Genomic DNA, 10,729 nt, shown 5'->3' on the forward strand with positions numbered 1-10,729 from the left:
AGCGGTGGCGGGCCGTGTGTGCCGGCCCTCGGAAGTGACATCGGGGCCGTGCTCGGGGCCCCGTGACGGGGTCAGGGTAGCCCCTCGGGGATACTTGGCCCCATGGCTTACGACGATCTTCGCTCCCTGCTCCGCGCACTGGAGCGCGAGGGCGATCTCAAGCGCATCAAGGCCGAAGTCGATCCCTACCTGGAGGTCGGGGAGATCGTCGACCGGGTCAACAAGGCCGGCGGCCCCGCCCTGCTCTTCGAGAACGTGAAGGGCTCCTCGATGCCCCTCGCGATGAACGTCTTCGGCACCGACCGCCGCCTGCTGAAGGCCCTCGGCCTCAAGTCGTACGGCGAGATCAGCGAGAAGATCGGCGGCCTGCTCAAGCCGGAGCTGCCGCAGGGCTTCGTGGGGGTGCGCGAGGCGTTCGGGAAGCTCGGCGCGATGGCGCACATCCCGCCGAAGAAGGTGAAGCCGGACAGCGCGCCCGTCCAGGAGGTGGTCCTCCAGGGTGACGACGTGGACCTGGACCTGCTCCCGGCCCTCTTCACCTGGCCCAAGGACGGCGGCTCCTTCTTCAACCTCGGGCTCACCCACACCAAGCACCCCGAGACGGGCATCCGCAACCTCGGCCTCTACCGCCTCCAGCGCCACGACAGGCGCACCATCGGCATGCACTGGCAGATCCACAAGGACAGCCGCAACCACTACGCGGTGGCGGCGAAGAGGGGCGAGCGGCTGCCGGTCGCCATCGCCTTCGGCTGCCCGCCCGCCGTGACCTACGCCTCCACCGCCCCGCTCCCCGGTGACATCGACGAGTACCTGTTCGCCGGGTTCGTCTCGGGCAAGCGGATCGAGATGGTCGACTGCAAGACGGTGCCGCTGCAGGTGCCGGCGCAGGCGGAGGTCGTGATCGAGGGCTGGCTGGAGCCCGGCGAGATGCTCCCCGAGGGCCCGTTCGGCGACCACACCGGCTTCTACACCCCGCAGGAACCGTTCCCCGCACTGAAGATCGACTGTGTGACGATGCGGAAGCGACCGCTGCTCCAGTCGATCGTCGTCGGCCGCCCGCCGACGGAGGACGGGCCGCTGGGCCGGGCCACGGAGCGCTTCTTCCTGCCCCTCCTCAAGATCATCGTGCCGGACATCGTGGACTACCACCTCCCCGAGGCGGGCGGCTTCCACAACTGCGCGATCATCTCGATCGACAAGAAGTACCCCAAGCACGCGCAGAAGGTCATGCACGCGATCTGGGGCGCCCACATGATGTCCCTGACCAAGCTGATCGTGGTCGTCGACTCCGACTGCGACGTCCACGACCTCCACGAGGTCGCCTGGCGGGCCCTCGGCAACACGGACTACTCCCGCGACCTCTCGATCGTCGAGGGCCCGGTGGACCATCTCGACCACGCCTCCTACCAGCAGTTCTGGGGCGGCAAGGCGGGCATCGACGCCACGAAGAAGTGGATCGAGGAGGGCTACACCCGCGACGGCGGCTGGCCGGACATGGTCGAGTCGGACCCGGCCACGGCCGCGCTGGTCGACCGCCGCTGGAAGGAGTACGGGCTGTGAGCAGCGCGTCGGCGGCGATTCCGCAGCAGCCCGGCCGCACCAAGGCCTTCCTCCGCCTCGTGATGATCGAGCACTCGATCTTCGCGCTGCCCTTCGCGTACATCGCCGCGCTCACCGCCATGTTCCAGCTGGACGGCAACGTCCACTGGGTCCGGCTGCTCCTCGTCACCATCTGCATGGTGGGGCTGCGCACGTTCGCGATGGCGGTCAACCGGATCATCGACCGCGAGATCGACGCCCGGAACCCGCGTACGGCCCACCGTGAGCTGGTGACCGGCGCGATGTCGGTGCGCCACGCCTGGACCGGCGCGCTGATCGCGGTCGTGGTCTTCCTCGGCTCGGCGGCGCTGCTGAACCCGCTCTGTCTGGCGCTCGCCCCCGTCGCGGTGATCCCGATGGTGGTCTACCCCTACGGCAAACGCTTCACGAACTACCCCCAGGCCATCCTGGGCCTCGCCCAGGCCATGGGGCCGGTGGGCGGGTGGCTCGCGATCACCGGTACCTGGTCCTGGGACGCGGTCGTCCTCGGTCTGGCCGTCGGCATCTGGATCGGCGGCTTCGACCTCATCTACGCCTGCCAGGACATCGACTCCGACCGTGAGTCCGGCGTCCTGTCGGTCCCGGCGCGCTTCGGCGTCCCGGCGGCGGTGTGGGCGGCGCGGGTCTGTCACGCCCTGACCACGGGGCTGTTCATCTGGTACGCCGTCCTCACCGACGCGGGTGCGTTCCTGTGGCTGGGGCTCGCGATCGTGGCGGGTGCGTTCGTGTACGAGCACAGCATCGTCCGGCCGCACGATCTGTCCCGTCTGAACCGGGCGTTCTTCTCGGTCAACGGGTTCATCGGGATCGCGTTGTTCGTGTGTGCGTTGCTGGATCTGGTGGTGCGGGGGTTGACGTTCTAGGTGCGCCTCGGGGGGTGGGGGTGCGGGTCTCGTCGGCGGGTGCGGCCCGGTGGGGCTTCTCGCGCAGTTCCCCGCGCCCCTTAAAAGACCAGGCCCCTGCGGGCCTGAAAGCACGGGGCGCAGCCCCTGCTTTTCAGGGGCGCGGGGAACTGCGCGACCAGCCCCCACCCACCCGCACCCGACGACGTACCCGACAACGCACCCCGTCCGGCAGAGCCCTCACGCGGGTGTGGTGACCCGGCGTCGGAACAGGAACGCCGCCACCACTCCCGTCACCAGCCCGATCAGATGGCCCTGCCAGCTGATGCCGGTCTCGGTGGGGGCGATGCCGCCGAGGATCGCCCCGCCCCAGACCGCGGCGACCAGCACACCCACCGCCACCCCGAGCAGCCGCCGCTCGACGAAGCCGGTGACGACGAGGAAGCCGAAGAGGCCGAAGACGACACCCGACGCCCCCGCCGTGTTCGTGTTGTCCGGGGAGATCAGCCACACCCCCAGCCCGTCGGCCACGATGATCAGCGCACAGACGGCGACGAACCGCCGCAGCCCGCCCAGCGCCGCGAGGAACCCCAGCACCAGCAGCGGCACGCTGTTCGCCGCGACATGGCCGAACCCGAAGTGGATGAACGAGGCCGGCACGACATCGACCAGCTCCGGCACCGAACGCGGCACGATCCCGAACTCGTCCAGGGAGTGCCCCGTCGCCACGTCGATCACTTCGAGCAGCCACAGCAACGCCACCCAGCCCACCATCAGCTTGGCCGCGGCCTTCGCACGGTCCCCGCGCGACCACTCACGCTCCGGGCTCAGTGCCCCTCTTACCCCACCAGCCATGTCGAACCCCCGTCCGGACCTCACTCGTCCCTCCAGGAAACGGCCGGGCCCCCTTGACCGGTTCCCGTCGCGCGTCGCCGGATAGGCTCGGTGTCGTGAACCCAGTCAAGCCAGGAGAGACGCCGCGTACGCCTTGGATCGTAGGGGTGTCCGGCGCATCCGGCACCCCATACGCCGCGGCGGTGCTCCGCGCGCTCCTCGCCGCCGGTGAGAGCGTCGACCTCGTGGTGTCCCGGGCCTCGCGGCTGACCCTGCTGGACGAGACGGGTATCTCCTTCCGCGACGCCCACTGGCGCGACGACCTGCGCGCATGGCTGACCCTCGGCGCCGACGGCAAGCCCGGCACGTTCACCGTCGATGTCGAGGGCGACCGGGGTGACCGGGTACGGCACTGGAGCGCGGGCGACCTGGCCGCCGGACCGTCCTCGGGCTCGTACCCCGTCAAGGGGATGCTGATCGTCCCCGCGTCGACGGCGTGTGTCGCGGGCGTGGCCCTCGGACTGAGCAAGGACCTGCTCCAGCGGGCGGCGAGCGTGACCCTCAAGGAGGGGCGGCGCCTGGTGGTCGCCGTACGCGAGACGCCGTTGAACGGCCAGACCCTGCGCCATCTGGTCACCCTCGACGACGCGGGCGCGACCGTACTGCCCGCGTCCCCGGCCTTCTACGCGGGCGCCACGCACATCCAGGACCTGGTGGACTTCGTCGCCGGACGGGCGCTGGACGCGGCGGGCGTCCCGCACACCCTGTACCGGCGCTGGGAGGGCGACATGGGCGGCGCCCGCGCCGCCCAAGGCACCGACTGAGGCGATCGAGTCGGCCGTACCCACATACGGTCGACCCCCACCACCCCCCCACGTACCACCCCCCCGCACCACTGACTTCACTCACTGCACAACGCAACGCAATGCAACGCAACGCAACTCTTCAGCGGAAGGCAACCGATCGCATGGACGCGGTGGACAGGCAGCTCATCCAGGCCCTGAGGGAGAACGGCCGGGCCTCCTACGCGGAGCTGGGGCGCCTCGTCGGTCTGTCGGGACCCAGTGTCACCGACCGCATCAACCGGCTGGAGGCGGCCGGTGTCATCACCGGCTATCGCGCCACCGTCAACGCGGCCTCGCTCGGCCTCGGAGTGACGGCGCTCATCGGTATCTCCCTCTCCGACGCCGCCGACCACGAGGACGTGGCGAGCCGGCTGCGGGAGCTGGCCGAGATCGAGGACTGCTGGTTCATCGCGGGCGACGACTCGTACATGCTCAAGGTGCGCGCCCCCGACGTCGACGGCCTGGAGAAGACCATCCGCCGGCTCTCCGGCACGAAGGGCGTCTCCCGGACCCGTACGACGATCATCCTCTCCACGAAGTGGGAGAACCGGGTGGGTGAGCTGCCGGAGGAGGAGTAGGGCGGTAGGCGTACGGTTGGTGAGGTCGTAGAGGCGGTTGATCGGTGAAGGGTGTGGGCATGGACGTCGGGCTCAAGCGCGAGCTGGAGGAGAAGGTCCGCTCCGGTGAGCGGCTGACCCGTGAGGACGGCATCGCGCTGTACGAGTCGGACGACCTGGCCTGGCTGGGCGGTCTGGCGCACGAGGTGCGGACGCGGAAGAACGGCGACGTCGTCCACTTCAACGTCAACCGCCACCTCAACATGACCAATGTGTGCACGGCCTCCTGCGCGTACTGCTCCTTCCAGCGCAAGCCGGGGGAGAAGGACGCGTACACGATGCGGATCGAGGAGGCGGTGAAGCTCGCCAAGGCGATGGAGGGCGAGAACCTCACCGAGCTGCACATCGTCAACGGCCTGCACCCGAACCTCCCGTGGCGCTACTACCCGCGCTCGCTCAAGGAGCTGAAGGCCGCCCTGCCGAACGTCTCGCTGAAGGCGTTCACGGCCACGGAGATCCACCACTTCGAGACGATCAGCGGGCTGTCGGCATCGGAGATCCTGGACGAGCTGATCGACGCGGGCCTGGAGTCCCTCACCGGCGGCGGCGCGGAGATCTTCGACTGGGAGGTCCGGCAGCACATCGTCGACCACCGCACCCACTGGGAGGACTGGTCGCGGATCCACCGCCTGGCGCACGAGAAGGGGCTCAAGACCCCCTGCACCATGCTCTACGGCCACATCGAGGAGCCGCGCCACCGCGTCGACCACGTCCTGCGCCTGCGTGAACTGCAGGACGAGACCGGCGGCTTCCAGGTCTTCATCCCCCTGCGCTACCAGCACGACTTCGTCGACGTGCAGGACGGCAAGGTGCGCAACCGCCTCCAGGCCCGCACCCGGATGGCCACGGGGGCCGAGGCCCTGAAGACCTTCGCGGTCTCCCGGCTGCTCTTCGACAACGTCCCGCACGTCAAGGTCTTCTGGGTCATGCACGGCGTCCAGACCGCCCAACTCGCCCTGCAGCACGGCGCGGACGACATGGACGGCTCGGTCGTCGAGTACAAGATCACCCACGACGCGGACAACTACGGCACGCCGAACAAACTCACCCGCGAGGACCTGCTCGACCTCATCCGCGACGCCGGCTTCCGCCCGGTCGAACGGAACACGAGGTACGAGATCATCCGCGAGTACGAGGCCCCGGACCCGGCCCGCCGCGAGTCCCCGCAGCCGATGCGGGTCTGAGGCCGTCCGGTTGTTCGCGTGTGGGTGCGTGGAGCTTCTCGCGCAGTTCCCCGTGGCTCTGAATGGCGACGGGAGGCGCCCCTGAAAAGCAGCGGGCGCAGCCCCTGCTTGTCAGGGGCGCGGGGAACTGCGCGACCGGCCCCCACCGGACGGACGCCTGGGGGTCAAAGGGGCGCGGCCCCTTGAAGGGATGGGACGGGTAGGGGCGGCGGGGGCGAATCCCTCTTGAGGCGAGCCGCACGTAATGACTACGGTCACCCCATGCCCCTTACGTTCCACCTGGACCCACCCCTCACCCCCACCCTCCACGACGGCATCCTCACCCTCTGGGCGGACGTCTCCAACGCCGGCGGAGCGGTGGGCTTCGTCCCCCCGGTCACCCCGGAGGAGATCCGTCCGGAACTCCTCAAGCACCTCACGGCCATGGCGGAGGGCAGACACCGCCTCCTCCTCGGCCTGGACGCCACCGGCACACCCGCCGCCACCGCCTTCTTCAGCTTCAACACCCACCGCCTGATGACCCACTGGGTCTGGCTCTACACGGTCATGGTCCACCCGGACCACCAGGGCAAGGGATACGGCCGCGCCCTCATGGCCGCCGCCGAGACCGCGGCCCGAGGCTTCGACGGCATAGACGCCGTCCGCCTGGGCTGCCGAGGCGGCCATGGCCTCGAACACTTCTACGCCTCCTGTGGCTACAAGGAGGTCGGCCGCGTCCCCGGCGCGATACGCGTCGCCCCCGGCGACCACCGCGACGACATCACGATGCTCCTGCCCCTGACCTGAGCCCCGCCCGGGACCGCACCGCGCGGCCCGCACCCCCCTGCAAGATCGCCCGCCGACCGTGCTTCACTGGACGATGCCCCGCGAACGCCGGGGGCGCTGTCCGGAACGGGTACGGAAGACTGGATTGAGATGCTCCGCTACACACTGATGCGCCTCGGTATCTTCGTGGGCTGCTTCGTGGTCGTCTGGGCCCTCGTCTACTCCGGGATCGCCCCGCGCGGCCTCGGCGCCTCCAACGGCATGTGGGTGGTCGTCCTCGCCCTCCTGATCTCCGCGCCGATCAGTTTCGTGGCGCTCCGCAAGGAGCGCGACCGGGCCTCCGTCCAGATCGCCCCCCGCCTCGACCGCTCCATCGGCCGCGTCAAGTCCAACCTCGCGGCCAACCGCAGCCAGGAGGACGAGGCGGACGACGAGGCGCGGACGGAGACCTCGGAGGGGACCGCGGAGCCGGTCGAGGCCGCCGCGACCGACGAGGCCACCACGTCCGGCAAGGCCACCACGTCCGGCAAGGCCTCCTAGCGCGTCACCGCACGCCGTCGCGGCCCTCCGTCCGCGACGCCGGAACCGTACGCTTGCCCGCATGGGTGCTGTGAAGAGCAAACGGATGCCCCGCGCGGTGCGGGAACAGCAGATGCTGGACGCGGCGGTACGGACGTTCGGGCAGCGTGGCTACCGGGCCGCGTCGATGGACGAGATCGCCGAACTGGCGGGCGTGTCCAAGCCGTTGGTGTATCTGTACCTGAACTCCAAGGAAGACCTCTTCACGGCCTGCATCCGCCGCGAGGCCAAGGCGCTCACCACCGCCGTACGCGCGGGCGTGGACCCCGAGCTGCCCGCCGACCGTCAACTCTGGGAAGGGCTGCGGGCGTTCTTCACGCACACCGCGCGCAATCCGGACGCCTGGGCGGTGCTGCACCTCCAGGCGCGGACGCACGGGGAGCCGTTCGCCGCCGAAGTGGCGGCGATGCGGGAGGAGATGGTCGCGTTCGTGACGGGGCTGATCCTGGTCGCGGCGCGGCAGGCCCGGAGCGATCCGTCGCTGCCGGAGGGGGAGGTCGCGGGGCTCGCCGAGGCGCTCGTCGGAGCGGCGGAGTCGCTGGCCGCTTGGGCGAACGTGACGCCCGGCATCACGGCGCGTCAGACCGCGGCGACGTTGATGAACTTCGCGTGGGCGGGTCTGGGCGACCTCATGGAAGGCCGGGCCTGGACGTCGCCCCCGGGACCGGGCGCCAAGTAGCCCGGGGGTACGGGTTCGTGGGCGGGTGCGGCTCCGGTGGGGCTTCTCGCGCAGTTCCCCGCGCCCCTGAAAGACCAGCCCCCACCGGACCCGCACCCGGCAACGCACCCCCGCCCCCCACCCCCTACGCCGCCCCCCACCTCCGCAACGTAGGTGCCACCCTCTGCCGCCCCACCCGGTACAACGACTTCGCCCCGCTCCGAGCCACCCGCCGCACCACCCCCTTGACCCGCCCGGAATCACCCCCACCGAGCGCGGCCGGCACGGCCCGGCCGGACTCGTCGAGCCCGTGCCGCCGAAGGAGATCGCCGAGGTACAGACTCGCGCGCTGGGGCGTGTAGTAGGGGCGCAGCGGCGGCAGCACGACCCCGTCCGAGCGCAGCGCGGCGAGACGGGCCCGCGCGGCGGCGTACGGGTCGGACTTGCCGATGCCCTGCGCCGCCGACCAGGCCGGATCCGGCTGCGGCAGCGCCCCCGCGTCGAGGTCGTCCCAGGAGGCGAGGCACCCGGAGTGGAGGAAGTAATGGTTGCCGTGCGCCTCCCGGACCCCGAAGTCGGTGAGGATCGCGGTCGGGATGCCCCGGTGCATCGACTCCAGCGCGGCGGTGGAGCTGACCGTCACCAGCAGGTCGGTGCGGTCGAGCACCTCGCCCATGTTGCCGTAGACCAGCCGGAGGTTGGCGGGCGCGGCCTCGGCCAGTTCCTCGACGAGGAGCTGGTACGGGTCGGCCTCGACATGGGTGGTCGCCTCACCGGGCATGCTGCGCAGCTTGATCAGCACCTCCCGGTCGGGACGCAGGCGGGCGTGCGCGGCGGCCCGTTCGAGCAGCGCCAGCCGCGCGGTCTTGCCCTTCGGCACGGACGGCTGCACGGCGAAGGTGAGCGTGAACGGCCGCTCCCCGGGCACCGGCGGGAGATACGGTTCGCCCCCGAGGAACGGCAGCGCGCACTCCACGACCGTGTCCGGGTCGACGCCCACGCTGGTGAACGCCCGCCGGAAGCGGCCCGCGTCGTACGCCGAGTTGGCGAGGACGAGATCGCTGCCGGCCCGGGTCATCAGCCCGTCGACCATCTTCTCGTAGACGACACCGACGTACCCGGCGACGGTGACCGGCCGCCGCTCCCGCCCCTCCCAGGCCAGCCCCAGGCTGTGGGTGAGCGTGAGGACCGTGCCGCCGAGCAGTGCCATCACCACGATGTCGGCGGCGGCCAGCTCCTCGTCGTCGACCAGGTCGGCGGCGGTCACCTCCCGCCGGGTGTCGGGCACGATCCCGATCTCGGCGAGCTGCCGCTCGGTCGGCGTCGACCGGCCGCTCAGGAAGTACGCGTCGAGCGCGTGTCCGGGCGCGAGCTGCTGAGCCACGGCCGCGCCCCACTTCCAGCGGGTGTCCGAGTCGGCGAGTACGGCGATGCGTCTGGGAGGCATGGCTCAGGGCCCTTCCTGGCGTGAATCGTCCGGCGCGCGCCCCGGTTCGGCATGTTCGCGCGGTGCGGAGAGATTAAGAAGGATTCCTGAGTGTCGTATGAGCATTTACTGCCGGAGCCGAGGCGGAGGCGGTGCGTCCGTGGTGCCGGACGCCTCAACTGCACTGCTTTTCAAGCGACTTGCCCGACCTGCCCGTCGGTCCGCAGCGCCCGCCCGCCATGAAGAGTTTCTGTGATGTTCACGTGTGCTCAGGCAACGAGCGGGTACACGTCGCCCCTCACATGGACCCTCGTTCCGGCCCGCAGTTCGAAGGCGCCCCACGTCTGTCCGTCGGCCGCGTAGGTGACCGTGCCGGGCAGCGGTACCGGCGCCCGGAACTCCGCGCGGACGAGGGTCGCCGGGGGTGTGCCGTGCTCGGCGAGGCAGCGGGCCACGGTCCACATGCCGTGCGCGATCGGCCGGGGGAAACCGAACAGCCGCGCGGCGAGCGGGTGCAGATGGATCGGATTGCGGTCCCCCGACACCGCTCCGTACCGCCGCCCGACATCCCCGCCGAGCCGCCACTCGGCGACGCCGGGCAACGGCTCCGGTCCACCACCGGCCTCGTCGCGCGCGCCCTGCACGCCCGGCGTGCCTGGCGTGTCCCGCGCGCCCTCGCCCCGCCGGTGCCGTGCGAGATAGGTGCTCCGCGACTCCCACGCGACCGCGACCCCGCTTCCGTCCGCGCCCCCGCCCGTGCCCCCGTCCGCGCGTTCCCGTCCGTCCCGCACCTCCGTCACCACCGTCGCCTCCGTGCCCCGCCGGTGGGGTGCCAGCCCGGCGACGTACACGGTGATCTCGTAGGTCCCGGTGGCCGGCAGCTGGCGCCGCCGGGTGATCTCGATCGAGGTGTGCACGAGCCCGAGGAGTGGCAGCGGGAAGTCCCGGCCGGACATGAGCCGCATGGCGAGCGGAAAGCCGAGCACGTGCGGATACGTCGGCGGTACGGCGTCCTCCCCGGTCGGGAACCCGCAGACGCGCTCGTACGCGGCGAGCCGCGCGAGGTCGATCCGGACGCCGGGGAGGACGAGCCGGGGGAGGCGGAGGGGAGCCAGGGGGCCGGTGTCCGCGCCGGGGTCGTGACGGGCCGCCGCGCGGGGGAGCCGGAGGCTCTTGCCCGGCGAGCCGAGCGCGCCCCGGGCGAGGAGGGGCGCGAGGGCGGGTGCGTCGGCGAGGGTGAGCGTGCGCATCGTTCCTCTTCTCTCTCTTTCCTCTTCGCGCTTCCTCTGCTTTCTTACTCGAAAGTCAGGTTACCCAAGGTAAGTGACGGTCAGGCCTTATGCCCGACCCAGGAAATGAACGACCCTCAGGTAACTTGGC

Annotated in this window: 11 protein-coding genes; 8 read left to right on the top strand and 3 right to left on the bottom strand. The window is 70.8% G+C overall.

Annotated features, from left to right (window positions below):
• Positions 1 to 102 precede the first annotated feature (102 nt).
• On the top strand, positions 103 to 1,560 hold the full coding sequence (locus tag J8M51_RS37370) for a menaquinone biosynthesis decarboxylase (RefSeq protein ID WP_086763453.1): 1,458 nt from the start codon (positions 103 to 105) through the stop codon (positions 1,558 to 1,560).
• Complete coding sequence (mqnP, locus tag J8M51_RS37375) at positions 1,557 to 2,462, top strand: menaquinone biosynthesis prenyltransferase MqnP (RefSeq protein ID WP_086763455.1); 906 nt, start codon at positions 1,557 to 1,559, stop codon at positions 2,460 to 2,462. The genes J8M51_RS37370 and mqnP overlap by 4 nt, the downstream gene beginning before the upstream one ends.
• A 219-nt stretch (positions 2,463 to 2,681) precedes the next feature.
• Here mqnP and J8M51_RS37380 read toward each other — a convergent pair whose 3' ends face one another.
• Positions 2,682 to 3,296, bottom strand: a complete 615-nt coding sequence (locus J8M51_RS37380; protein ID WP_216591289.1) for a rhomboid family intramembrane serine protease — start codon at positions 3,294 to 3,296, stop codon at positions 2,682 to 2,684.
• A 95-nt stretch (positions 3,297 to 3,391) separates the two neighbouring features.
• Between J8M51_RS37380 and J8M51_RS37385 the strand changes: the two genes are divergently transcribed.
• The 6 genes from J8M51_RS37385 (at position 3,392) to J8M51_RS37410 (ending at position 7,944) form a co-directional block, all read left to right on the top strand.
• Complete coding sequence (locus J8M51_RS37385; RefSeq protein WP_216591288.1) at positions 3,392 to 4,099, top strand: UbiX family flavin prenyltransferase; 708 nt, start codon at positions 3,392 to 3,394, stop codon at positions 4,097 to 4,099.
• Between the two features lie 143 nt (positions 4,100 to 4,242).
• Entirely contained in the window at positions 4,243 to 4,698 is a 456-nt protein-coding gene (locus J8M51_RS37390; protein ID WP_086758956.1) for an Lrp/AsnC family transcriptional regulator, read from the top strand.
• 59 nt (positions 4,699 to 4,757) lie between these two features.
• Complete coding sequence (gene mqnE / locus J8M51_RS37395; RefSeq protein WP_086758958.1) at positions 4,758 to 5,921, top strand: aminofutalosine synthase MqnE; 1,164 nt, start codon at positions 4,758 to 4,760, stop codon at positions 5,919 to 5,921.
• 261 nt (positions 5,922 to 6,182) lie between these two features.
• Positions 6,183 to 6,707 carry a GNAT family N-acetyltransferase gene (locus J8M51_RS37400; protein ID WP_086758959.1) on the top strand — a complete coding sequence of 175 codons (525 nt, stop codon included), beginning with the start codon at positions 6,183 to 6,185 and terminating at the stop codon, positions 6,705 to 6,707.
• A gap of 129 nt (positions 6,708 to 6,836) precedes the next feature.
• Positions 6,837 to 7,226 (top strand): DUF4229 domain-containing protein, encoded by a 390-nt coding sequence (locus J8M51_RS37405; RefSeq protein WP_256965523.1) that lies wholly within the window; start codon positions 6,837 to 6,839, stop codon positions 7,224 to 7,226.
• 61 nt (positions 7,227 to 7,287) lie between these two features.
• Entirely contained in the window at positions 7,288 to 7,944 is a 657-nt protein-coding gene (locus tag J8M51_RS37410) for a TetR/AcrR family transcriptional regulator (protein WP_086758961.1), read from the top strand.
• A 124-nt stretch (positions 7,945 to 8,068) separates the two neighbouring features.
• Here J8M51_RS37410 and J8M51_RS37415 read toward each other — a convergent pair whose 3' ends face one another.
• Positions 8,069 to 9,370, bottom strand: a complete 1,302-nt coding sequence (locus tag J8M51_RS37415) for a DUF6716 putative glycosyltransferase (RefSeq protein ID WP_267299837.1) — start codon at positions 9,368 to 9,370, stop codon at positions 8,069 to 8,071.
• A 248-nt stretch (positions 9,371 to 9,618) separates the two neighbouring features.
• A complete protein-coding gene (locus J8M51_RS37420; RefSeq protein WP_267299838.1) occupies positions 9,619 to 10,599 on the bottom strand; it encodes a MaoC/PaaZ C-terminal domain-containing protein in 981 nt (326 codons plus the stop codon).
• Positions 10,600 to 10,729: the final 130 nt, after the last annotated feature.

The sequence above is a fragment of the Streptomyces griseiscabiei genome (genome assembly GCF_020010925.1).
In the GTDB taxonomy this organism is placed as follows: domain Bacteria; phylum Actinomycetota; class Actinomycetes; order Streptomycetales; family Streptomycetaceae; genus Streptomyces; species Streptomyces griseiscabiei.

What these genes read in the sequence shown, in the direction of transcription:
- mqnE (WP_086758958.1), top strand. Translation starts at nt 4,758, where the DNA reads ATGGACGTCGGGCTCAAGCGCGAGCTGGAGGAGAAGGTCCGCTCCGGT.
- J8M51_RS37380 (WP_216591289.1), bottom strand. Translation starts at nt 3,296, where the DNA reads ATGGCTGGTGGGGTAAGAGGGGCACTGAGCCCGGAGCGTGAGTGGTCG.
- J8M51_RS37420 (WP_267299838.1), bottom strand. Translation starts at nt 10,599, where the DNA reads ATGCGCACGCTCACCCTCGCCGACGCACCCGCCCTCGCGCCCCTCCTC.
- J8M51_RS37390 (WP_086758956.1), top strand. Translation starts at nt 4,243, where the DNA reads ATGGACGCGGTGGACAGGCAGCTCATCCAGGCCCTGAGGGAGAACGGC.
- J8M51_RS37400 (WP_086758959.1), top strand. Translation starts at nt 6,183, where the DNA reads ATGCCCCTTACGTTCCACCTGGACCCACCCCTCACCCCCACCCTCCAC.
- J8M51_RS37405 (WP_256965523.1), top strand. Translation starts at nt 6,837, where the DNA reads ATGCTCCGCTACACACTGATGCGCCTCGGTATCTTCGTGGGCTGCTTC.
- J8M51_RS37370 (WP_086763453.1), top strand. Translation starts at nt 103, where the DNA reads ATGGCTTACGACGATCTTCGCTCCCTGCTCCGCGCACTGGAGCGCGAG.
- J8M51_RS37415 (WP_267299837.1), bottom strand. Translation starts at nt 9,370, where the DNA reads ATGCCTCCCAGACGCATCGCCGTACTCGCCGACTCGGACACCCGCTGG.
- J8M51_RS37410 (WP_086758961.1), top strand. Translation starts at nt 7,288, where the DNA reads ATGGGTGCTGTGAAGAGCAAACGGATGCCCCGCGCGGTGCGGGAACAG.